Annotated in this window: 18 protein-coding genes; 4 read left to right on the top strand and 14 right to left on the bottom strand. The window is 68.3% G+C overall.

What is annotated here, in order from left to right:
* Nucleotides 1–1,313: 1,313 nt before the first annotated feature.
* Nucleotides 1,314–1,664, bottom strand: a complete 351-nt coding sequence (locus BOSE125_RS02610) for a hypothetical protein (protein ID WP_159549548.1) — start codon at nt 1,662–1,664, stop codon at nt 1,314–1,316.
* A gap of 202 nt (nt 1,665–1,866) precedes the next feature.
* On the opposite strand from BOSE125_RS02610, the gene BOSE125_RS02605 reads away from it, so the two are divergent.
* On the top strand, nt 1,867–2,715 hold the full coding sequence (locus tag BOSE125_RS02605) for an IS5 family transposase (protein WP_159549545.1): 849 nt from the start codon (nt 1,867–1,869) through the stop codon (nt 2,713–2,715).
* A gap of 710 nt (nt 2,716–3,425) precedes the next feature.
* Here BOSE125_RS02605 and BOSE125_RS02600 read toward each other — a convergent pair.
* On the bottom strand, nt 3,426–4,505 hold the full coding sequence (locus BOSE125_RS02600; protein ID WP_236557781.1) for a hypothetical protein: 1,080 nt from the start codon (nt 4,503–4,505) through the stop codon (nt 3,426–3,428).
* Entirely contained in the window at nt 4,502–5,899 is a 1,398-nt protein-coding gene (locus tag BOSE125_RS02595; protein ID WP_159549542.1) for an MFS transporter, read from the bottom strand. Before BOSE125_RS02595 ends, BOSE125_RS02600 begins: the two co-directional genes overlap by 4 nt.
* A gap of 405 nt (nt 5,900–6,304) precedes the next feature.
* On the opposite strand from BOSE125_RS02595, the gene BOSE125_RS02590 reads away from it, so the two are divergent.
* The 3 genes from BOSE125_RS02590 to BOSE125_RS02580 are packed head-to-tail and all read left to right on the top strand — an operon-like array spanning nt 6,305 to nt 10,382.
* A complete protein-coding gene (locus BOSE125_RS02590) occupies nt 6,305–6,976 on the top strand; it encodes an acyltransferase (protein ID WP_159549539.1) in 672 nt (223 codons plus the stop codon).
* On the top strand, nt 6,973–7,536 hold the full coding sequence (locus BOSE125_RS02585; protein WP_159549536.1) for a VanZ family protein: 564 nt from the start codon (nt 6,973–6,975) through the stop codon (nt 7,534–7,536). The genes BOSE125_RS02590 and BOSE125_RS02585 overlap by 4 nt, the downstream gene beginning before the upstream one ends.
* Nucleotides 7,533–10,382, top strand: a complete 2,850-nt coding sequence (locus tag BOSE125_RS02580) for a WecB/TagA/CpsF family glycosyltransferase (protein WP_159549534.1) — start codon at nt 7,533–7,535, stop codon at nt 10,380–10,382. The genes BOSE125_RS02585 and BOSE125_RS02580 overlap by 4 nt, the downstream gene beginning before the upstream one ends.
* A gap of 39 nt (nt 10,383–10,421) precedes the next feature.
* On the opposite strand, the gene BOSE125_RS02575 is transcribed toward BOSE125_RS02580, so the two are convergent.
* From BOSE125_RS02575 to BOSE125_RS02525, 11 genes are read right to left on the bottom strand one after another with little or no spacing between them, the layout of a single operon-like run.
* The gene (locus BOSE125_RS02575) at nt 10,422–11,753 is read right to left on the bottom strand and encodes a hypothetical protein (RefSeq protein ID WP_236557780.1); all 1,332 of its coding nucleotides are present in this window, start codon (nt 11,751–11,753) and stop codon (nt 10,422–10,424) included.
* A 54-nt stretch (nt 11,754–11,807) separates the two neighbouring features.
* The gene (locus BOSE125_RS02570; RefSeq protein WP_159549531.1) at nt 11,808–12,593 is read right to left on the bottom strand and encodes a hypothetical protein; all 786 of its coding nucleotides are present in this window, start codon (nt 12,591–12,593) and stop codon (nt 11,808–11,810) included.
* Complete coding sequence (locus BOSE125_RS02565; RefSeq protein ID WP_159549528.1) at nt 12,581–13,981, bottom strand: O-antigen ligase; 1,401 nt, start codon at nt 13,979–13,981, stop codon at nt 12,581–12,583. The genes BOSE125_RS02570 and BOSE125_RS02565 overlap by 13 nt, the downstream gene beginning before the upstream one ends.
* The gene (locus BOSE125_RS02560; RefSeq protein WP_236558118.1) at nt 13,978–14,889 is read right to left on the bottom strand and encodes a DUF6492 family protein; all 912 of its coding nucleotides are present in this window, start codon (nt 14,887–14,889) and stop codon (nt 13,978–13,980) included. Before BOSE125_RS02560 ends, BOSE125_RS02565 begins: the two co-directional genes overlap by 4 nt.
* A gap of 5 nt (nt 14,890–14,894) precedes the next feature.
* Nucleotides 14,895–16,205: a glycosyltransferase family 1 protein gene (locus tag BOSE125_RS02555; RefSeq protein ID WP_201301120.1), complete on the bottom strand. Its 1,311-nt coding sequence runs from the start codon at nt 16,203–16,205 to the stop codon at nt 14,895–14,897.
* Nucleotides 16,202–17,356: a glycosyltransferase family A protein gene (locus BOSE125_RS02550; protein WP_236557779.1), complete on the bottom strand. Its 1,155-nt coding sequence runs from the start codon at nt 17,354–17,356 to the stop codon at nt 16,202–16,204. The genes BOSE125_RS02555 and BOSE125_RS02550 overlap by 4 nt, the downstream gene beginning before the upstream one ends.
* A complete protein-coding gene (locus tag BOSE125_RS02545) occupies nt 17,353–18,957 on the bottom strand; it encodes a lipopolysaccharide biosynthesis protein (protein ID WP_159549522.1) in 1,605 nt (534 codons plus the stop codon). The genes BOSE125_RS02550 and BOSE125_RS02545 overlap by 4 nt, the downstream gene beginning before the upstream one ends.
* Nucleotides 18,954–20,123 (bottom strand): glycosyltransferase, encoded by a 1,170-nt coding sequence (locus tag BOSE125_RS02540; RefSeq protein ID WP_159549519.1) that lies wholly within the window; start codon nt 20,121–20,123, stop codon nt 18,954–18,956. Before BOSE125_RS02540 ends, BOSE125_RS02545 begins: the two co-directional genes overlap by 4 nt.
* Nucleotides 20,120–21,382 (bottom strand): DegT/DnrJ/EryC1/StrS aminotransferase family protein, encoded by a 1,263-nt coding sequence (locus BOSE125_RS02535; protein ID WP_371300561.1) that lies wholly within the window; start codon nt 21,380–21,382, stop codon nt 20,120–20,122. The genes BOSE125_RS02540 and BOSE125_RS02535 overlap by 4 nt, the downstream gene beginning before the upstream one ends.
* Nucleotides 21,379–22,575 (bottom strand): glycosyl transferase family 1, encoded by a 1,197-nt coding sequence (locus BOSE125_RS02530; RefSeq protein ID WP_159549516.1) that lies wholly within the window; start codon nt 22,573–22,575, stop codon nt 21,379–21,381. Before BOSE125_RS02530 ends, BOSE125_RS02535 begins: the two co-directional genes overlap by 4 nt.
* Nucleotides 22,572–23,276: an acetyltransferase gene (locus BOSE125_RS02525; protein ID WP_159549513.1), complete on the bottom strand. Its 705-nt coding sequence runs from the start codon at nt 23,274–23,276 to the stop codon at nt 22,572–22,574. Before BOSE125_RS02525 ends, BOSE125_RS02530 begins: the two co-directional genes overlap by 4 nt.
* Nucleotides 23,277–23,278 lie beyond the last annotated feature (2 nt).

The following is a 23,278-nucleotide window of genomic DNA, read 5'->3' as shown; positions in this document are numbered from 1 at the left end:
GGGCGCCCAATGGAGGACCTCCATGCGGACACTGAGCGCGAACGGCCAGATATCTCTGCGGAAACTTGGCCATTTAGCACTGCGGTTCACATCCGAAAGGATGAGGGAGACTTGAAAGCATGAATGTCGAGCACATCGCAGTGCACAAGATCAAGGGCCTGCTTCTGGAATGCCCCCACCTGGAAGCGCGCATCGATGAAAACGACCGAACGCCGCTCACAGATGGCCACCTCGACATTCATTCCTCAACCGAAAGACATACGAAAGAGAACTTCGTCGGGCGAGTGAACGTCCAGGTCAAGGGGCGGACCACCGGGAAGGACGGCAAGAAGCCGAAGTCGTTCGCCATTAGTCGTGACGAGCTGGAAGGCTTCTTGAAGATATCCGGACTGCTCTACTTTGTCGTCTCGATAGACCAGACGTCTCGTCAGAAAACCGCTCTCTACGCTTTGCTCAACCCGTTCAAGATAAGCCGGATGCTGGAGTCCATGGAGAATGGACAACAGACGACGTCAGTCCCGCTGAAGAAGTTTCCTTCCAGCCCCCCGAATATCGAGAACATAGTCACCCTTGCCCATAAGACCCAAGGCCAGTCCCCTGAGACCGGCTGGGACAACAGGCTGTCCCAATACATCGAAGAGTTCACCCTGCACACCGATCGTCCGTGGGACCTGGATTCGCCCCTGCTCCTCACTGATTCGGAAATGGACTTCTCCCTGGTGGTGAAGACCGAAGGTGGGATCGCCATGCCGGTGGATTGGGACGTTCGCATTATCCCTGCCAGCTACGTGGGAGAACAGACGGACCTGGTGGTGTGCAGCGGTGAGCACTGCTTCCAGAACCCTCTTCGCAGGCGTCTTGATAAGGACTCGTTCGAGCTAGAACTGAGCGAGGGCCTGAAAATCCGAATCAAGACCTCAGGGGAAGCTCAGACGGGATCTATTTCGCTGACTTTGCGCGACAACCTAGGCGGACGGCGAAGGGACATCGGATTTCTGCTCAGCTGCCTGGACCAAGCTGGCTTCACGATTAACGGTCGAAGGGTGGACCATGACGTGGACGACCTGGAGGGCGAAGAGGACTTGCGTGCTCATTACAGGTACCTGGATCGGTTGCATGGTCTCCTGATGAAACTCGGCTTCAACGTGGATCTAGTCTCGGTCACTGACATCACTGAGAAACAGAGTCTCCAATTGAAGGGGCTCCACGAAGTCCTCATAGAAGGCAAGGAGCTCGCTCAGGACCTCGAACATCCCGGACGCATCCGTCAACCAATTGGGCCGTGGAGTATCGAGTTGCTGTGTCTACAAGGGTCAGAGCCGGGCGAGTGGCGGTGCTGGGATCTCTTCGATCCCAACATCGGTCAGCAGTTTGCCCTGAGCGTCGAGGATGAGCAGAACCACTTCGATTCGTTCCTCGTCACGCCATACGAGGTCCTCGAAGAGGAGATGGTCCCATATACGGTGAACTTGAATTTGCCCGGCGTTGTCGATGCATATGCTGCCCTTCCTGCGACTCCGAAGACGTTCAGTCTCGCCAACCACATGGTCTTGCGGCTCATCGGCGCAAGCGACCTGGTTGATGTTCGCAAGAACGAGCTCCTGGAAGCGGCCGAAGCCCTCAATGCATGGCTGAATGCGCAAGAGCCAGACCAGCCGCGCCATCAAGTCAACAGGTGGCAGATAGTCACGCGCACGAGGGGTCTGTCAGAAGAGGAGCGGCGTGAGATCCAAAAACTAAGAGATTGCGCGGATAGGCGGGTGTGGTTCGTATCCTGCGGGCGGCGTGTCGCTGTGGGCCGGCACGGGAGGGTTGTCGCTTCGATGGAAGTGCGACCTATCCGTTCGAGGCGAAGGACCCTTGCCCGTGCCAGCACTTCCATCCTCAATCATCGAGCCCCTGTGGTGCCAGTTCGAGATGCTCCTGCCACCGGTGGAGGACTCCCATCCGCTCGGCTGCCATCGGCCACGTGTACCGGACCGGATCGTCTTCGACAAGCTCGTCTCCCGACTCGTGCTCGGCGGGGCCTACACCAAGCACGCAGACGACAGGGTCTCGGCCACCACACTGCGCACCCGCAGAGACGAGTGGACCGCCGCCGGGGTGTTCGCCGGACTCGAGCAGGCCGTGCTGGAGGCCTTTGACTGGCTCGTCGGCCTGGACCTGGAGCATCTGAGTGTGGACGGGTGCTGCGTGAAGGCGCCCTGCGGCGGGGACAACACCGGGGCCAACCCCACGGACCGGGGCAAGTCCGGGCAGAAACGCTCCGTTCTCTGCGAGGGCCACGGCCTGCCGATCGGGGTCGTGCTCACCGGGGCCAACCGACACGACTCGCCATTGCTGCGGCCGAGCCTGGAGCGGTTGTCCCGGTTCGGATTCCACCTACCCGAGACGATCCGGGTCGACCTCGATGCCGGATACGACTCCAGCGTGACCCGGGACCTGCTCACCGAGTTGGGGTGCCACTGGAAGATCTCCCCGAAGGGCACCTACATCAAGATCAACCACACCCGCCGCTGGATGATCGAGCGCACCAACTCCTGGCACACCCGCGGCTTCGGGCTCCTTCAGGTCGTCCTGGATCGCGGCGAGAAAGCCCAACAGGCCTGGACGCACCTGGCCAACGCCATCATCGTGATCCGCCGCCTGCTCAAAGAATCATGGACCCGGTTCCGGTGGGATGACCGCCCTGTCAAGCAGTACCAATGGCGCTGAGCCCCTATCCGCGCAATCTCTAAGACGTCAGGCAAGCCGGGGAGAGGTTGCTGAATCCGCCCTGACTGAGGCAGCGTGCTCAATCCTTCTGGCCAACGATGAGGACATCGAGTTCACCCTCGAGCAACTTGACGCATCTCAGATGGAAGAACTGCGCAACTGGCCGCTCTGGTCACTTTGGACGTCAAGCCTTCAAGAGCAACCGGGGGCGCAATACACACCTGCAATCGAGAACTGACCCAGGTTCTTCTGCCACGGCCTCTACGGCATCGAGGGAGACGGTGAAATTATCAATGCCCGAAGTAGACGGCACGCCGCGTCAGACGACTGTTTCCACAAGCGTTCGTTGCCTGACCACGATGCCAGCGCCGCAGTGGTGTCGCAGTAAACGGTGCTATCGAGACATCCCGGGAAAGTAACGGCTGTCTGACTTTAAACTTCAGAGGTGGAAGCCGAGGTTCTACCGAACGATAAATGACGGCTCGCAGGACCCAGCCGAGTCGAGTCCGTAGGAGGAACCCCCACCGGACCACCCATCGCTGACCTGCCCGAACGAGAGCACGCCTCGAACAGTGTCCCGTATGGGCCGTCCGGTGAGCTGTCCGGTGGCGCGGCCCTCCACGGGACACGATTCGACAGGTCTGCCGCTATCACCCTTGCAATTCGCACCTGTACCGGCTCGTCCCGATCACCTGCGGCCAGCCCAGGGACTACCGGACCACCGAGGGTGACCAGGCGTGCTCGATGAACAGCTCGGGTTCGGCCTCCGCCTCGGCCTCCAGTGCGAACACGTCGGCATCCCAGCCGGCCTCCTCGCGGGGCAGCCCGTAGAGCAGGGTGTCCTCGTCCAGCCATTCCAACTGATCGTCGATGCCGCGCTCCAGCTCGATCACGGTGCGCTCCCCCGAGGCCAGGTCCAGGACGGCAACGTCCCAGTGCACGCCCGATCCGCCGACCATGTCCCCGCCGGTGTCCCGGCGGACCTTGAACGCCACGCGGCTGCCGTCCGGGGACACCGAGGGGCATTCAGCCTCGGTCGCTACGGAGGTCATGGTCCGCGCCGCAAGGTCCCCCTCCATGAGCCAGGTCGTCCCGCCCGAGGCCACCGTGGCGAAGAAGCTGTCACCGCCGGCGAAGGTCACGCCCCACACGTTGCGGTCGATCGCGGTCAGCGGTTCACCGTCCACGGTGATCTCGAAGTCCTGCAGGTTCCCGTAGTCCCGGCCGTCCGGATCTCCGGCCCCCTTCACGGTCGTCTCGGTGGAGAAGGAGTCCGCGGCGTAGGAGTGTCCGGTGACGAACGCGGTGGTGGCGACCAGTCCGTCGTCGGACACCCGGGTCCGGCTGGGGATCCCGGCCAGCGGCCACGTGGTGACCGGGCTGCCACCGAGGTCCTGGCCATAGTCGTAGACCTGCGTCTCGAACGTGGTGGGGATCCCGCGCAGGGTCCGCAGGCAGGACAGGTACTCCCCCGCAACGTCCACCCGGTCGCAGGCCTGGCCACTGACCTGCCGGGCCCCGTCCGGATCTGCCAGGGCCACCGAGGACACCATGCCGTACCCCTCGCCGGAGGCGGTGTTCCGGAAGGTGATATGCGGGCCGTCCGGGAGGGAGGCAGCGAGTTCTGCGGCCGAGGCACCCGTGGTCCGCTCCTGGTGGTCCTGCAGGGCCTGGACACCGTAGACGCCCACGGCGCCGAGGGACATGGCGGCCACGCCCCCCAGCGCCCACCACCGCGTGCGCCGGGACAGCCCTCCCCGCACGCCTGCCCGCTCCTGCACCGGCTTCACCGGCGGACCACCAGCCACCACGCCAGCGGCAACACCAACACCAGCACGACGGCGGCGCCCACCATGGTGGGCACGGCACCGAACAGCACCCACAGCGCCCCGAAACCGGTGGAGGCCACGAGCCGGGTGATCGCGACGACGGTCTGGGCCGCCCCGATGCCCGTGGCCGTCCGACCCTGGGGGGACAGCTGGCCGGCGAGCGCGGCGAGGACGCCGTCCGTGGCGGCATAGAAGATGCCCAGCATCAGCAGTGCCAGCCCGAGCGCGATCCAGCTCCCTCCCATCGCCGCCGCGAGGTACGCCCCGGCCAGGAACAGGTGCCCGCCGATCAGGACCGCGGCGCGGGAGGTGCGGTCGGCGATGCGGCCCACGGGGATGGCGAGCAGCAGGAAGACGCCGTTGGTGCCGACGAAGAGCAGGGGGAACCACAGTGGATCGAGGTGCCCGTGGGACATGATGGCCAGGTAGATGAACCCGTCCCCCACGGTGAGCAGGCCGAGGACGCCCGCTGCCACCAGGAGCCGTTTGAGGGAACCGTCCAGGGTGCGCCAACGCGGGCGCCGGGCTGAATGCGACCGAGGTGCGCGGGACCGGAGGGTGCGGGACCGGAGGGTGCGGGGCCGGACCACCGGCGAGGGCACTGCGGGCGCCGGGACCGGTGCGGCCGGCGTCGTGGTGGAGGTGGTGGTTCTGCTGAACCGGACGTTGGGGACGAAGAGGATCAGTGCCGCCACGCCGATCAGGGCGGCAGCGAGGGAGACGGCGAAGACCACGCGGTACCCCTCCGGGACCAGCAGCAGCACCACGAAGGCCAGCAGCGGGCCGATGGTGGCGCCGATGGTGTCCAGCATGCGGTGGACCCCGAAGGAGCGCGCGAGGTGCTCGGGTTGGGAGACCTCCTGGATCATGGCGTCCCGAGGGGCGGTGCGGATGCCCTTGCCGACCCGGTCGATCCCCACCAGCACGGCGATGCCCACGAATCCCTGCACCACCAAAAGTCCCGCCCGCGTGAGCATGGACAGGCCGTAGCCGGCCACCGCGATCGTCTTGGGCTGGTCGGTCCGGTCCGCGGCGTAGCCTGCGGCGATCCTCACCACGGCGCTCACGCCCTGGTGGAGCCCCTCGAGGAATCCGTAGGCCACCATGGACAGCCCGAGCGCGCCGGTGACGTAGAGCGGCAGGACCGCCGCGACGGATTCGGAGGAGACATCCGTCAGCAGGCTGACCATGCCCAGGGCGATCACCGTGGGTGCCACCCGGAAGGCGACGGTCCGGCCGGAGCGCGGACCGGAGTCAACGTGGTCGGGCCCGGCATGGTCGGGACCGGGAGCGGAGTCCGCGTGGTCGGGACCGGCATGGTCAGGCCCGCGGAAGCCGGCCAGGGAGATGTACATGGGGATCCTTCGGAGTTCTGGTCTGACGCCGTGATGCTGAGTCCGTCCTGGCCGAATCCGCGGTCCAGGCGACCGGTCGCAGAGGCCGGTGTGGAATCTCAGAGCCAGACTATGGCCGTCCGCCCTGGCCTCACAGCGAGATGCATGCCTGTATCCGGGGGCGAGGTCGGCGACGATCGGGTGGTCTACGCACGCATGGTTCCGGCCCTCCACGTGGGAGTTGTCACCGGCTACTCGTTTCCTTCTCGATTCGTCTCCGGGCTCCCCTGGTGGCATTGTCCACCGCTGGCCGGCTTCCTACGCTGAACGCCAACGTCCGGCATCCGGCCTACCCTCCGGCTGGAGACCATAGACGGATCCCACCCGAATCGCGGTTGGGGCATGCGTACCGTCCGGGAGCAAGTGATGACAGTACTGAATGAAGAGTCGCCTGCGGCGGGCCCCGGCTTCCAGAAGTCGGCGGACGTGGACCCGGGTGCCCGGATCGGCCAGGGTGTCCGGGTCTGGCACCTGGCCCAGATTCGCGAGGAAGCGGTCGTCGGTGACGGGTGCCAGATCGGGCGCGGGGCCTACGTCGGCCCCGGGGTGGTAATGGGCCGGAACTGCAAGCTGCAGAACCACGCCCTGGTCTACGAGCCGGCCCGCCTGGCTGACGGTGTCTTCGTCGGCCCGGCAGCAGTGCTGACCAATGACGAGTTTCCCCGTGCGGTGACCCCGGACGGAGTCCTGAAGCGGAATGATGACTGGGTCCAGGTCGGAGTCACTGTCAGGACCGGGGCCGCCATCGGTGCCCGAGCCGTCTGCGTGGCCCCTCTGGTGATCGGCGCCTGGGCGATGATCGCCGCCGGTGCGGTGGTCACGCGCGACGTTCCGGACTATGCGGTGGTCGCCGGCGTTCCCGCACGGCACCTGGGCTGGGTCGGGGAAGCCGGCCGCCGTCTCGAAGCCGTAAACCTGGACGGCTCCCAGGCGTCTAGCGGTGCCGCCGCACCGGGCGGCCTCTGGCGCTGCCCTGCCACGGGACAGCTCTACCGGGAGACCGCAGCCCGCCTGGAGAAACTGGATGCTCGCTCATGACGGCCCTCCAGGACAGCCCTGTCTCACGCCGCGACGTCACCCCGGAGAACGAGCAGGCATCCGCGCCTCCACGCTCCGAGCACCGACGGTGGGCCGGTTGGGGCCTGCTCGCCTATCTTGTTCCGTTGGCCGCTCTCGTCCTCTCGGCACGCCTCGGCGACCAGGGCATTCCCCAGGCCGCCGATTCCCTCCTGCAGTGGTTCAGTGAGACCCGCTGGTTCTCCGAGATACGGTTCGGTCATCTCGAGGCGGCCGCCAACGTCCTGCTCTTCGTTCCCATCGGCTTCCTGTTCTCCGGACTCTGGGGACGCCGCACGCGTACCCGCAGTCGCAGTCGCACTCTGAGGATTCGTCGATCGGGTCTGCCGGATTTCGTGGTGTGGATGCTGGCCGTCCTCCTGTCGGCGGGGATCGAGCTGGCCCAGATGTTCCTCCTCGCAGAACGTTCGGGTACCTTCCGTGACCTCCTCTGCAATGCCACCGGTGCCCTCGCCGGAGTCCTGACCTTCCGAATCGTCCAGATGGCCCGTAGCCGGGCCTCCCGAAGGAACACATCATGATCCCCCCGCATGCCCGCGTAGACCTGGCCGGCATCGTCGTCGACCTGATGGACGAGCGGGCAGCCATCGATGCCCTCGTCCACCGGCCGGCCGATGGCAACCCGCTGGCCGTCATCTCGGCCAATCTGGACCACATCGTCCAATTCGGGCAGGGTGGCCGCTGGCGCCGCACCCTGGGTGATTCCCTGCACCCGACCCACACCGATGCCGATGGTCAGTCCCGCCCCCTGGAGTGGCTGACCCTGCTGGACGGTGCACCCCTGGTAGCGCAGGCTGACCGGCTCACGGGTGCTTCCTGGCCCCGCTTGGCCGGGAGCGACCTCGTGGGTCCGTTGCTGGATGCCGCTGAGAAGGCGGGCCTGTCAGTGGGCTTCCTGGGTGGGTCCTATCTGATCCAGCGTCTCCTGTCCCGTCGGCTCATCGCGACCCGGCCAGGGCTCGTGATCGCCGGGATGTGGTCACCGGACCGCAGTGAACTGGCGGACGAGCAGTCTTCCCTGAAGCTGGCAGAGGACATCGCCTCGGCCGCTCCCGAACTGCTGATCGTCGGGCTGGGCAAGCCCCGCCAGGAACTCTGGATCTCCAAGTACGGACCCGCCACCGGGGCGACAGTCCTGTTGGCCTTCGGTGCTGTGGTCGATTTCCTGGCCGACGCGATCCAACGGGCTCCAGCTGTGGCGAGCGACCACGGCTTGGAGTGGGCTTGGCGCCTGGCCCGGGAACCACGCCGGCTGGCCAAGCGCTACCTCCTGGACGATCCGCCTGGACTGGTCCAGCTGAGGCGCCACAGCAGCCTGTTGCCGGCGGACGCCGCTGTCTCACCACCGCCTGCCGTTGGCCGTCCGATCGGTTCCCCGCGCCGGCCACGTCCATCCGGCGGGACCGGCCACGATCCAGTACTGGCCGCCGCGCCCCACCACGGGAGACCGGGACAATTCACGGCTATGGGCCGTCCGGTGGACGTAGCCGTCCTCGTGGTGACCTACAACAACGAGGACCATCTGGCAGCCCTCATCTCCAGCCTCCGTCAAGAGGCCCATGCACTCCGGATCCGGGTGGTGATAGCGGACAACGACTCAACGGACGGCACCCTCGCTGAACTCAACCGGCACCCGGATGTCATGCAGGTCCAGACAGGCGGCAATCTCGGTTATGCGGCCGGAGTCAACGCCGCCCGGCGAAAGGCCGGAGACACCGAGGCGACCCTGGTGCTGAATCCGGACCTCGAGGTCCTCCCCGGTGCCATCTCGGAGATGCTGGCGGTGCTGCGCTCGGGTGAGGCCGACGTCGTGGTTCCCCGCATTGTGGACGGGGAGGGGAAACTCACGCCGTCCCTCCGCCGTGAGCCGAGCCTGGGCACGGTCTTCGGCGATGCCCTCTTCGGAGGCCGCTGGCCGCAGCGTCCCGCGGTGCTGGCCGAACAGGACTCCGCGCCCGAGAGCTACCAGTTCGGCCATGAGGTCGATTGGGCCACCGGGGCGGCCGTCATGACGAGCGCGGACGTGGACCGCCGGATCGGCGCATGGGATGAACGCTTCTTCCTCTACTCCGAGGAGACCGACTACTTCCGGCGGGCACGAGAGTCCGGTGCCCGGATCTGGTACGAACCAGCGGCCACCGTGGTCCATGCCGAGAACGGCTCCGGCTCCTCCGGGCAGCTGCAGGCCCTGATGGCCGTCAACCGGGTCCGCTACATCCGGAAACACCACACCGACGTCACGGCCGAGGTATTCCGCTGCGGCGTGGTCCTCCACGAGATGCTGCGCTCCTTCAACCGAGATCACCGCAGGACCCTGGCCATCGTGGCGGATGAGGCCCGGTGGGACACCCTGCCCGGCCCGTCAGCCACCCGGTACCCGGCCAAGGTCCTCGGGGGGTTCCCCACCGGATCCGTCATCATTCCGGCCCACAATGAGGCCGCCGTCATCGGCCGGACCCTAGACTCCCTTGAACCGGTGCTACGGACCGGCCGGGTGGAGGTGATCGTGGTGTGCAACGGCTGCACGGACAACACGGCTGCGCTGGCGGCCGCCGTGCCCGGGGTCCAGGTCATCGAGGCGCCGGTGGCCTCGAAGACGGCCGCACTGAATGCCGGGGACATGGTGGCCACCCAATGGCCTCGGGTCTACCTGGACGCGGACACCGTCCTCAGCCCCACCGCCCTGCGCCGCGTGCTGGAGACCCTGTCCGAGTCACCAGTGCTGGCCGCGCGCCCGTCGTTCCGCTACGACGACTCGGGGGCCACCTGGCCGGTGCGGGCCTACTACCGCGCCCGGCGCCGCTTGGCAAGCACCCAGCAGGCCCTGTGGGGTGCCGGCGTCTTCGCCCTGTCCCGCGAGGGGCACGAGCGCCTCGGCTCCTTCCCGGACGTCACCGCCGACGACTATTTCGTGGACCGGCTCTTCTCTGACGAGGAGAAGGCCATCGTCCCCACGCCGCCGGTCCCCGTCCAGACCCCCCGTGAGACCAGGTCACTGCTCAACGTCCTGACGCGCAACATCAGGGGTCCGGCAGAACAGCGTTCTTCGCCGGCACCGGCGGACGCAATGCCCCAGCGAGAAACGTTCCACTCGGATGCCGCCGGAGCCGCTCCACGGCAGACGGGAGCCGGGCGCACCGCTGATACGCCGGCTGACGTGGCCGTCTCCTCCACCTCGTCAACGGCCTGGGAACTGTTCCGGTCCATCAGAGGCCCCCGCAGTGCGGTCGATGCCCTCTCGTACTCCGGGTTGGCTGCCACACCACGGTTGGCCCGGCTCCGCCAGACGGGCGCAGGAACCCCTTCCGCGCCCATCGCCTGGGAACGCGACGACAGCAGCCGCCGCCCGGAAGGACTGCCACGCTGAAGGACTCACGCTGAGGGACTGCCACGCTGAGGGAAGCCCTCACAGTCCACAGTCGTTGCCGGTGATCCGGTAGACGTGGACCGCGTTGCCATCGGCGAAGGTATCGGTGAAGCGGCCCGCGTGCACGGGAACGGTACGGCCCTCCCCCACCACGGCGGCTCCCTCAGGCACGGGGGCGGCGCCACCGACCTTCCCGCCCGGGGCGCGGACACAGTCCAGGCGGAAGGACACCTCCCCCGGTGCCAGCGAGGCCGCGGTGGCCAGGACGTAGAGGTCACCCTCATGCACCTTCACCACGGCGTCAGCGGCACCCTCCACGGTGAGTGCGCCCCGCAGGGAGGGAGAGTTGAGCACCGGGGCCAGGTCCGTCACACCGGCGTTGATCTCCGCGATCCCGTCAGCGAGCTCGTCACCACAGTCACGCAACACGTGGAAGCTCGGGCACGGCCCACCGAAGCTGTGGCCGAAGTACACGATGCCCCGGGCTCCGTGGATCAGACTGGACCAGACCGCTGCCCGGATCTGCGCCACCTCGGGCGGGCCCAGTGTGCCGGGATCCCAGGGCTGCCCCACCTCCACGAACGCCCAGACCGGCTTCGAACCGTGCGGATCCACGAGGGACCGGACCCGGTCCACCGTCCACCCGTAATTGGCGGGCAGGCGGCACTGCGCGTCCGTCAGCTCCCGGGGCTCCGCCAGCATGGTCCCGCCTTCCTGGGCACCACAGATGTTCGGGTCCGTGAACCAGTAGTTGTCCGCGGACACCACATCATGGGCGCCGTTGGCGAACCCGGCAGCCTCCTCATCCGTCTGCCAGAACGTCACGCCCTTGCCGAGGTTGGAGTAGGTCATGGTGTGTGGTGGAACGTTCGCCGCCAGATCGTCCTGCACCGAGAATCCGCAGTCGGTTCCGGGAACGGCGCATATCTCGCCCTGGCCGGGGAAGTTTCCCGTCCACGCCCCGTGGCCGGGGCCCGCCCACATGTCCACTTCGTCCCCCAGCACGGTCCCCCGGGCGGCCGGATCGGGCCACGAGAGCAGCGCGTACTGGCCCTCACCCAGGAATCCCAGTCCGGAATCCACGGACAGGTCCACGTACAGGTTCAGTCCAAGCCGCCGTTCTTGGAGCGCCTCCTCGGAGGAGGTCACGGATCCGAGCCACAAGCCGATCGGGAGGTACTCCGGCCCGGACGGCAGCCCGTTCTCGAACCCCGTGAAGAAGTCGGTACCGCCGTCGGGCTCCTCCAGCGAGACACCCTCCGGAAGGTGCGGGCCGCGGGCGGTACCGGACCCGGTACCCGGTTCAGGTCCTGCGGGTAGGCACCCCGAGACCACGAGGATGAGGGTCATCGCCGTGGCTGTGGCCCTCATCCGTCTGCCAGCGTGCCTCACGGTCATGACCCCGCTCCGCGGAGTCCTGCTCGCCTAACGGCTGACACTGTGCGGACCCGTGAAGGCGTCCGCCAGGACTCGGTCCTCCCGGGAGGAGCGGTAGCCCGGGACCGCATCGATGACCGGGCCGTCCGGCAGGAATTCATCACGGTCCGCAGCCGAGTCGGCAGGGGCAGGCCGGGTCCGGCGGCGGCTCGCCGCAATCGACTCCGCCAGCGAGACCGCCCCGAACAGGAGCACCATCCCGGCGACGCCCAGGATCGCAGTGAAGCGAAGCCGGCTGGAGAACACCTCCTGCGCCGGTGCAGCACCGCTGATGGGCAGCGCCTCGATCAGATACAGGTCATCGGCCCCGTTGACCTTCTGTACCTCACGCATGATCCGGGTGAACTCCTCGCTCAGAAATGTCACGGTCTCAGTGGCCACTTCCGGCGACGCCCCTTCCACTGTCAGGTTCATCAGCCCGGAGGAGGTACCGTCCGGAGGCATCAACTCGAAATCGGAGGCCAGGCCCCGTGCGTCAAGCTTCTCGACCACCTCGTTGGAGTTCACCCGGGCGATCACCACCTGGGCCAGCAGGGAGGTGTCCCGCCACCGCAGGTACGGATTGTCCGCGTTCTTGGCGGCGAGCTCCGGATCGGCCTGCAGCTGTTCCTCGCTGGGCACTGACGGCATGGCCAGCGCGAAGGTGGCCCTGGATTCATAACTCCGTGGAGCCCACAGCATTCCGTAGGCGCAGGCCAGAACCGTGATCAGTACCAGGGGGATGGTGACCCATTTGTGCGTCCACATGGTCTTGAGAACTGTCAGCGGATCCATGGTCTACCTCCGTATTTCTTGCGGGTTGCGTGGTTTCCAGTGGATCGTTCGATCCCCGGGGTCTGATTGAGCTGTTGCAGGACGAGAAGCCAGACTGTGCCCGCCAGGCCGACGAAGATCGGCACCAGCAGGGCGAAGGTCTTGAAGGACATCGAATCGAACGCAGCCGAGGAGGCGAGGGCCACGAACATGGCAGCGGCAATGCTCCCCGCCAGCAGCCGCAGTTCGGGGTCCGGGGCGTATCGGGCCGCCAGCATGGACGCCAGCGCGGGCACCAGCAGGTAGATCACCAGTCCGGCCAGTCCCACGACGCCCATGGTGACGGCCGTGAAGAGGTATTCGTTGTCAAAGATGTCCATGGCATTGACGGGCATCCAGGTTCCGGGCCCGTGGCCGAAGATCGGCAGTTGGACCAAGAGTGTCCACGCCAGTGGGTAGTCGTCGGTCCTGGCCGTGATGGACGGGTCCGAACTGCCCGCGGTGGCGGTGCCGAACAGTGTGGACACCATCCCCGGGATGGCCACGAACAGCACGATCAGGAACACCGGGCCAGCCACCAGGGCCCACCGTCGCGCGGTCCGGGGAAGGTACGGGATCATCACTGCGGCGCTGACGAACAGGCCCAGCATGGCCGATCGGGAGACGGTGGCGACGCAACAGATCGCCAGCATCACGGCCGGGACCCACCGCCGCCACGCCTTGGACCACGTGGAGAACAGCCCCCACCAGATCGACAGGGGCAGGAGCATGCTGCTCACCACGCCCAGTTCGATGGGGTGCATGGTCATGCCGGCCACCCGGGTGAAGGACCCGCGCGGCTGGAACGGCGTGCCGGAGCCGTTGTCCTGGAAACCCGGCAGGAACGTGGCAAGCCAGTCGACGGGATTCGTCAACGTCGTGAACTGCAACGCCGCCACCAGGCCGGACACGCTGGCCCCGGCCAGCATCCAGCCCACTGCCCGCCGGACGTCCTCGCGGGTCAGCAGGCACTGGGTGATGGACAGGGTCAGTCCGATCCCGGCCATCAACAACAGCAGCCATCGGTCAGCAGCCGCCCGTTCCACCACCGTCGAGGTGCCGCTCATTCCCGCCATCAGCGAGGCGTAGCTCAACAGCGAGACCAGGAGCCAGACCATCATGCCCACGCGAGCCGGATGCCGGAACTCCCAGACGGAGAACCGTCCGAACACCGCCGATGCCAGCCAGAGTCCGAGCAGGGCGAGTGCGAGAAGCTGGGCCACTCCGCCCGAGGCCCCGGCCGGCTCCCAGACCAGATAGGCCGGGAATCCGACCACCAGGAACATCGTCCAGCGCAGCACCAAGGGACCACCCACCGGGCGGCCGGGCCGCTGGACGGTCGTTGCGGGAGCCGTGCTGAGGACGGTCATCGTGGTGCTGCTCCGCTCAGGCGCTCGATGACGGCACTGAAGACCCGATCATCCGTATCCGTGTTGGACTGGATGTGGACGGCGCAGTCCTCGTCCTTGAACCCGGCGACGAAAGGCTCCACCTGGTCAGCGGCCATGGCCTCGGATTCCCAGTAGCTGTGGCACAGGGTCGTGTCCCGCTGGAAGAGCAGGTCCGGCTCGGAGCCGAAGGCGCGTACGTAGGTGCCGTAGAGGATGTCCTCGCTGAACCGCAGTCGCTCCGCGATCGCTGGGGCCCATGACGTGCCGGACACCTCTTCGACCCGGTCCAGGCAGGCCCGCAACAGGCGGGGGTCCCAGGACACCAGGCCGGCGATGTGGTCCGGGTAGCTGTCCGCCTGATCCCAGGGCAGTCCCAGTAACTCGTGGGCGGTCTCGGCCCACTGGTAGTGCCGCATGTCCGGGCCGATGGAGTCCTCCCGGCTATAGAGGCGGACAGTACCGCCGTGGACAACATGCTCCGGGCCGAGGCGCCGGACCAGGACCACATCCGAGTCGATGTTGACGAAGACGTCTGCCTCCACGTGATCCACCAGGCACATCTTGACGATCTGCTGCAGCACCCAGCCCCGCACCGGCTTCCAGGGCCGTCGCCAGTTGATGGCGGCACAGTTGAACGATGCCGGCAGGCCGGGGACCATCCTCGTCGCCGCAGCCAGCCGGTCGGTGGCGGTGAGACCGGCGGGCAGCACGTCCTGATAGGTCCAGACCACGAGACGATCGCTCCCCATGTCCCGGTACAGGGCTGCGTCCCGCCCGGGGACGATCACATGGTGCTTCACGTCAGCGTCCGTATGACGACGGACCGAGGCGTGCAGCCTGCGGAATCCGGCCAGGTCCGGACGGTATGAGGGAGTGATGACGGCCATGGTGGTCAAGAGATGTCCCTTTCGGGGGTGCGGAGTCCTGCCCGATCGCTCGAGCTCCGGGCAGGCTCGGGTGGCGGGTGGTACTCGCCGGGCTTCGGGACGGTGCCGCGCCGGACCGTGTCCTCGATGAAGTCCGCGGTCATCGACTGGGCCGCCGCCCAGGACGGCCGCGGACGTAGGGCCAGGCGCCGAGCGCGGCTGGCGATGCTCGCAGCATCCGCCCGCACCACCTCGGCGAGCGCTGCGGCCAAGGCGTCCGGACGTCCTGGGACCCACACGGCGTCCGGCGAGTCCAGGTCAAGGCGGGGCCCGGGCAGGTCGTTGAGGACCGGGACGTTGCCCGCGGCCAGCAGTTCGCCGGGAACCAGCGAAACGTTGGTGAAGGACATGGCCAGGGAGGCGATGGTGCGGTTGTACAACTGGTTCAGTGCGGCAGGGGGAACGGATCCGTGCTGCTCCACGGGGATGTCCCAGCCCCGTACCCTGTCTCCCACGATGTGGATCGGCTGGTCCGGGCACAGCTGATGGAAGCGCTCCAGGGTCTCCTTGGCGAGCAGATAGCCCCGCCGGTCCACGGTCCTCTTGGCGTAGTAGACGATGCCGTGCCGGGGTTCTGGGGATTCCAGCAACCGGTAGGTGGCGGTGTCGCAGCCGAACGGCACCAGCAGGTCCGGTTCCAGGTCCCGCTGGCGGCGCATCTCGGTGGCCACCATGCCGCCCAGCGCGATGTTCTGCAGGCCGAGGGTGTAACTGGACTCCGCCAGGTCGTACAGGTACCCGTGGGGGAAGAAGAAGGGCTCATAGTCCTGGATGAAGTAGAAGCCGATCGCGGTCCGGTTCCTGCTGGCGACCACGTGGGCGGTCTCCCAGGAGCTGGCCACCACGGCGTCGTAGCTGCCGAAGCCGTCGTCCACGCTGGCGATGTCCGCTTCCAGGTCCGGCCAGGCACGGCGGATCACCGGCTCGTGACGGTCCACTCCCCCCGCGAGGGGGTCGTAGAACACCAGGGTGCAGTGATGTCCCCGTTCCTCGAGGGCGCGGACCATCCGGAACAGGGTCGTATGCCCTCCGGAACCGGCGCTGGGAGGGAAGCAGACGATCCCCACCCGCAGCCGGTCCACCGTGCGTCCCGGCTGGGCGGGGACCGGGCCGGCGTCGTGGATGTCCTCCGCTGCCAAGGGCAGAGAGGGCTCGTCCCAGGCCAGACGACGGCCGGCGAGTTCGCCGGCCTTCCGGGAGGCAGACCGTGCTGCGCTGGCCCAGCCGTCACGCTGGATCCGTTCGCCCAGGGTCCTGATGACCGTGCTCGTGCTCATCTGGAGTACACCCCGTTCTGGTGCCAGGTGCGGAACTCCCGTTCCCGCCGGAACCGGGCGGCGGCCCGGCGGCTCAGGGACAACGCCCGGTCGGCTGGACCGCGGGAGCGTGCGGCGCGGCGCAGGATGCGATCACGCGAGGTCAGGTTCCGGCGGGTGGGCGTCAGCTCCAGTTCGAGCAGTCGGGCGAACACCGGGGAGCTGCCACCGTTGGCGTCCACCTCGTGTGAGAGCGATTCCAGTGTTTCCCGGTCCAGCCGGTCCCTCACCGTCCGGCACGCCTCCGCGGCCCAGGGGAGGCTGCCGACTGCCCCCGAGAACAGCGTGCTGAAGGCCAGCCGGCGTTCTGCCAGGTCCACGGCGATGTCCACCTCACGGGCGGAAAGACTGGCCTGGTGATCCCGGTGCCACGCCTGGTCCGCCCCGTGCACGTACCCGACGTCACTGAACGAGGCCAGCCGAAGCCACATCTCCATGTCATGGGTGTGGGCCAGGTCCCGTTGGCCTCCCACACGGTCCACCACGGAGCGGCGCATCAGCACCTCGGCCGAGGTGATGACATTGCGACCGTCCGCACACCGCTCCTGGACCCAGCTGGCCCCGGGCCACACGGTCCACGAGGTGGCTCTGTCCCGGGCCGGGGGCAGCTGCTGCCCGTCCATGAAGTGCACCGGGTGGCCGTACACCAGGCCCACGGAGGGAAAACGGCGGGCCAGGCGGACGGCCCGGGCCAGCGAACCCGGGGTCAGCAGGTCGTCAGCGTCCAGCCGCACGAGGAATTCGCCCCTCGCCTCAGCCAGGCCGTCATTGAAGGTCTGCACGGCGCCCAGGTTCCTCACATGGCGCACCACCCGGACACGCTCGTCGGCAGCGGCGAGGCCTTCGGAGATCTGGACGCTGTCATCCGTGGAGCAGTCATCCACGATCACCACGTCCACCTCGACTTCGTCCTGGGACAGCACGCTGGTGACGGCACCGTGCAGGAATCGGCCGTAGTTGAAGCACGGGATCACCACGGTGACCGTTCCGATGACGTGGGTGGTCTCCGCAGGGGCGGCGAGTGGATGCCCGGTTCCGGGAAGGGCGGCGGCGTTCCGGTGGGTGGGCAGGGAGAGGGTGCGGTGGTAGATCACGGCGGTCTCAGTGCTCAAGACGTGGCCTCCGATGTGGTTGCAGGGTGCTGGATGGCAGGGTTCTGGATGACAGGGTCGGTGGTCTTCACGGTGACCGGCCGGGCGGTGGGGACGGCGGTGTCAGGCTCCTCCTCAAGGACCTCGTCCGCTCCCAGAAGGCGTGCTTCGGAGAGCCGTTGGCGCATCCACCGATACAGGACCAACCCGTAGACGGCGGTGCCGGCGGCGCCTCCCCCCATCAGGTCCACGAGGGGATTCGGGCCGGCCAGCGTGACGAGCCAGGTGGCCAGAGCGGCCGGGATGACCGCGAGCAGCGGCGGCCAGAACACGGCCCAGACGGCGGCGATGTCCACCCCGACCACGGCCAGGGAGCGCGCGTACAGCGCGAGCAGGACGATGCTGGACACCACATGGCCCACGGCGGCACCGATGCCGCTGCCGGTGAGGGTGCCTGCCACCAGCAAGGGCAGCAGCACCACCATCCAGGCGAGCTGCAATCGCAGCACCCGGCCGGACTCGCCGCGAGCCAGCAGGTAGGAGGTGGACAGGTCCAGGACGGTGCGCAGCGCCCCGAAGGCGGCCAGCACCATCAACAGGGGTGCCGCGGCCAACCAGCGGCCTCCGTAGACCAACTCGATGACCGGCCCCGCCAGGAACATCAGCATGCCTCCCACCAGTACCGAGACGGCCCACACGGGGGCCAGCGCTGTGGCCAGCGAGCGGTCCCCCGGACCAGTGGCGACGCGTGAGAAGGCCGGCAGGGAGACGGAGCGGACGACCTGCCCGAGCACGCTCATCGGCCAGTTGGAGATGTTGAACGCCAGGAAGTAGAACCCGAGTACGGTGGCACCGGCCAGGGATGAGACGAGGACCTTGTCCGCCCCGAGCAGCACCCAGGACAACAGGTTGGCCCCGGCCACCGGCAGCCCGAAGAGCCAGACGCCCTTGGCGAGGGACCGGTTGAAGCCGTAGCGGGGACGTTCCCCGGACAAGACGAACTGCAGGATGACGGCCACGAGCTGGGCGATCACGCGGGACACGGCGAGAGCCATGACTCCCCAGCCACCGAGCACGAGGGCCACCAGCAGGACGGTGCCGACCACGAAGTCGACCACCGCGATGACGAAGACCTGCTTCTGCCGGAAGGTCCTCTGCAGGGTGGCATAGGGAACCACACCGATGCCGGCGATCAACAGGGTCAGCGACATCACGGCAAGGACCGGCCCCGTTCCGGGGGCGCCCAGCACGTCCGCCAGCCAGCCCGACCCGGCGGCCATGGCCCCCGTGAGGACCGCCGAGATGAGCACTCCCATGGTGGCCACGGTGGGTGCCTTGGCGCGGTGGTTGGCGGAGCGGATCAGATCCGAACTCAGCCCGAAGTCTGCCAGCGTCATCATCACCGTCTGAACCGTCAGCACCACGGCATACAGCCCGAACTGCTCCGGGGTGAACATCCGGGCCAGGAAGATGCCCACGGAGAACGTCCCCAGGCGGAGCACCATGCTGCTGACGGTGCTCCAGGCCAGGCCGCGCCGGATGCCGGCGCTGACGGTGGTGTGGACCTCCGTCGTAGCCCGGCGCCCCCGCATGCCGGTGGCCCGCACGGTCCGGATGCTCATGCCGCGGCGCTCCCGTCCAGGATCCGACCGGACAGGAAGGATCCGAGCCCGGCTGCCGAGCGGGCCAGCGAGGCCGTCCGGCGGGCCACACCACTGCGGCGTTCCCGGGCGTTGCCGTAGATGTTGTCGAGGAGCAGTGCGGCCCGGCGCAGGCTGTGATGGTCCTCCACCACAGAGCGGGACCACTCGCCGCGGCGGCGTCGCTCGGTGGCATCACGGGCGAGCTCGGTCAGGGGAGCCAACAGCGGGTACTCCCCTCCATCGCCGATGCCGTAGAAGCCCTGCCAGTCGAAGGCGCCCAGTGTCTGGGCTGTGACCGGCTCGCAGAAGCCATCGGCCCCGAGCACGATGGCCGGCTTCGCGAAGGCCATGCCGCGCAGGACGGAGCTGCCCATGCCGAGCACGACGTCCGCCGCGGCATAGGCCGGCACAGGGTCCGCAAGGCTGCCCGGGGTCAGGATCACTCGGCGGCCGTGCCGGGTGTTGATCCGGTTGGCCACGGCCCGGATGCGTGGCAGCTCCGGCCCGTCTCCGGCGAGCAGCAGGACAGCGGGCTCCCGTGCCGCCAGGCGATCCACGGCGGCGATGGCCGCGATGACGCCACCGGACTTGTCCAGGTCGGTGGTCATCCGCCCGACCAGGGAGATCACCAGGTCCTCCGGAGAGATCCCGAAGACCTGCCGGGCGGGCCACGGGTCCGAGGGCGTATTGACGACCGTGTCGATGGGCGGTTCCATCAGGTGCCGGTGGGGGTGCTCATCGGCGGCAGCCCACAGTTGCCGCGTCCCGACGACCAGGTCCAGGTGCCGCGGCAGGAACCGCGGAACCTCCATGGACAGCACCGTCATGACCTGCGGGACGCCGAAGAGGCCGTGGGCCCCGAAGGACGCCCCGATGGACGGAGCCCACTCATAGGTGTGCACCACGTCTGCCCGCCACGAGCGCGCCAGCCGCACCAACCCGGCCGCCCAGCCCGTCGAAAGGCGCAAACCGGTGTTGGACAGGGTCAGGTCCAGGCCCAGGACGTGTGCCCGGTCCATCAGTGGCCCGGGTGCGGCGTACAGCATGACGTGGTGACCGCGATCCCGGACCGCTGCCGCCAGGTCAAGGGCATTGAGCTGACTGCCCCCCATGCCCATGTCATGCGGGCAGACGATGATCCTCATGGCGTCGCCACGGACGTCGATCGGCTGCGGCCGACGGCCCGGCCCAGGGCCGCCACGACGCGTTCCTGCTGCTCCACCGTGATGTGGGGGAAGATCGGCAGGGAGAGCAGCCGGTCCGCCGCGGCCTCCGTGACGGGAAATGCTCCCCGGGTCAGGCTGAGGTGCCCGTAGGCGCCGGTGAGGTGCACGGGAACCGGGTAGTGCACCCCGGCCCCGATCCCCGCCGCGCGCAAGGCCTCCAGTACGGCGTCTCGGTTCTCGAGCTGGACGGTGTAGAGGTGCCACACGTGGTGATTGCCCTGGGCCGCGGTGGGCAGCCACACGTCGCCGGAATCGGCCAGCGGCCGCAGCAGCTCCGCGTACCGGGCCGCAGCAGCCCGGCGGCCCTCGTTCCACCGGTCCAGCCGGGCCAGCTTGGCCCGCAGCACCACGGCCTGGACCGTGTCCAGCCGCGAGTTCATGCCGACCGTGCTGTGCCGGTACTTGGACGGGCTCCCGTGCTCGCCCAGCACCCGCACGCGGGCCGCGAGCTCGGGGTCATTGGTCATCACGGCACCGGCGTCCCCGGCGGCACCGAGGTTCTTCCCCGGATAGAAGCTGGTGCCGGCCGCCAGCCCCAGGCTGCCGGCCATCCGACCGTGCCGGAATGCCCCCTGGGATTGGGCCGCGTCCTCGATGACCGCGACGCCGGCCCGCTCGGCCTGCGGACGGATCCGCTCGACGAACGCAGTCTGGCCGTAGAGGTGAACCGGCATGACGGCCTGGGTGCGCGCCGTCAGGGCAGCGAGCGCCGCCTCGGGGTCGATCAGCAGGAACTGGGGGTCCACGTCCACCAGCACGGGCACGGCACCGATCCGGCTGACGGCCTCGGCCGTGGCGATGAAGGTGTTCGCCGGAAGGATGACCTCTCCCCCGGGCACCACCCCGGCGGCCCGCAGCGCCAGCTCGAGGGCGTCCGTGCCGTTGCCGACGCCCACGCAGTCGGAGACCTCGATGAAGGAGGCGTACTCCTTCTCGAACGCCTGGACGTCCGGCCCGCCGATGAAGGCAGTCGTGTCGAAGACGCGGCGCAGGCCGGCCTGGACCTCGGCGTCGATCTCGCGCTGCTGGGCGCCGAGGTCCACGAAGGGGACCGGGTCGGGAGCGTCAGCCTCCATCCGGGCGGCCTGGGTGGCCTGGGTGGCCTGTGTGGCCTGGACGGCTCGGGTGACTTGGGAGGTTGGCTGGGTGGCCGGCGTCGGCGGTGTGAGGGTGGTCATGCGATGGCTCCTTCCCGGGCCCACTGTTCGCGGTCCACCACGGACCCGAAGCGCATGGAGGTGAAGTACCGGGCGCTGGTGGCCGCGGAACGTGCGAGGGACCGGGCCACGGCCGCTCGGGGCGGCCGGCCCAGGGCCGTGTCCACGTACAGGGCGGCCAGGTGCTCGGCGGCCCGGTCGAAGTCATAGCGCGTGGCCACGAGGTCCCTGCCGAAGGCGCCCAGCTGCCGGCGCCGCGCGGACGACTCCGCCAGGGGCTCCAACGCCCCGGCCAGGTCTCGGATGCCGGCCCCACCCCGGCCGTACCAGCCGCTGTGCAGGAAGCCTGCCGCGGTGGTCTCGTCCAGGGTCCGCCAGAATCCGGCCTCACCGTGGACCACGAGCGGTTTGGCGTGGGCCAGTCCCTTGATGGCGGAGGATCCCATGCCCAGCACGATGTCCGCTGCCTCGTAGGCCGGGGAGGCGTCCAGCTGGAAGCCCACCGGTTGCACCACGGTCCAGCCGTGGTGGGCGTTGACGGCGGCCGCCCGCCGCTGAACGGCCTGCAGGCCCTCTCCGTCCCCGGCGATGAGCAGGCGCACCGGACGAGTCGCCGCCATCCGGTCCACCACGCGGATGGCCTCCAGCACGCCCTGGAGCTTCTCGAGGGCCGTGGTGAGCATCGAGACGATCGAGATCACCAGGGCGCCGTCCGGGATCCCGAACCGGGCGCGGGCCGCGGCGATGTCCGTGGTCCGGTACCGCTCCATGTCCACGGGCGGCTCCAGCAGGTGGGCGCGGCGGCCCTGGTCCAGCATCCGCTGGTGGAGTTCCGGGGTCCCGACGACGAGGGGCACGTGGGTGGGAAGGAACCGGGGCACGTCCATGGACATGACGGACATCAGCAGTGGGATCTGCCGCCCGGCGCCGAAGGCCGCCTGCAGGCAGGGCCGCCACTCGTAGGCGTGGATCAGCTCGATGTGGCGCTGCCGGACGATCTCCTCCAGCCGCCGGGACCATCCCAGTCCCGGGACGTCAGGGGCGGGGGCCTCGGCCCACTCGAGGCCGCTGTCCCGCAGTAACTCCGCGAGAATGCCGGGGGCTGAGTAGATCAACGGCTCATGGCCGTAGTGCCGCATGGCCGAGGCCATCTCGATCGCGTTCAGCTGGCTTCCGCCCATGCCGAGCTGGTGGGGGCAGATCAGAATCCTCATGACGCGGTTCCTTTCAGGGTGCGAAGACTGGCGTGGGCGCCTGGGCACTGGCCCACGACGCCGGCCGGTTCCGTTCTGCGGAGTGGTCCGGCCGGGTTTCCGGCCCAGGTCTGGGCGTCCGGCACGTCCTGCAGCACCACGGCCCCCATCCCGATGACGGCGTCCTCCCCCACCCGGACGTCCTGCCGGACGGAGGCCTGCATGCCGATATAGGCGCGGGAGCCCACGTGCACCCGGCCGGCCAGCGTGGTGCCGGCCGCACAGCTGACGTGGTTGCCGAGGACGTCATCGTGCGTGAGCACGGTGCGCGGCATCAGCACCGTGTGGCGGCCCAGGGTGACATCACTGGTCAGCACGCAGCCGGCCAGGAGGATGGACCCCGCTCCGATCCGGCTGCCACCGCCGATCACCACCGAGGGGTGCACATGGGTGGCATAGCGCCCCACCTCCACGCCCAGCCCTGCCAACCGGGCCTCGATGGCCGCACGACTGTGGCCCTGGCCGGCGCACAGCAGCAACTTCTCCCGGCCTCCGGCCGCTTCGTCCAGGCCCCCGAGCACGGGGACACCGTCCAGCACGGTGCCGTGCAGCGCCTCGTCGTCATCGAGGAAGCCCACCACCGTGTCCCGGCCCGAGGACCGGATGGACGCCAGAGTCTCGCGCGCCAGGCCACTGGCGGCCACCAGCAGGATGCGTGTCATGG

The sequence above is a fragment of the Citricoccus sp. K5 genome, from assembly GCF_902506195.1.
Lineage (GTDB): Bacteria > Actinomycetota > Actinomycetes > Actinomycetales > Micrococcaceae > Citricoccus.
This window is presented reverse-complemented; position numbering and strand designations above follow the sequence as displayed.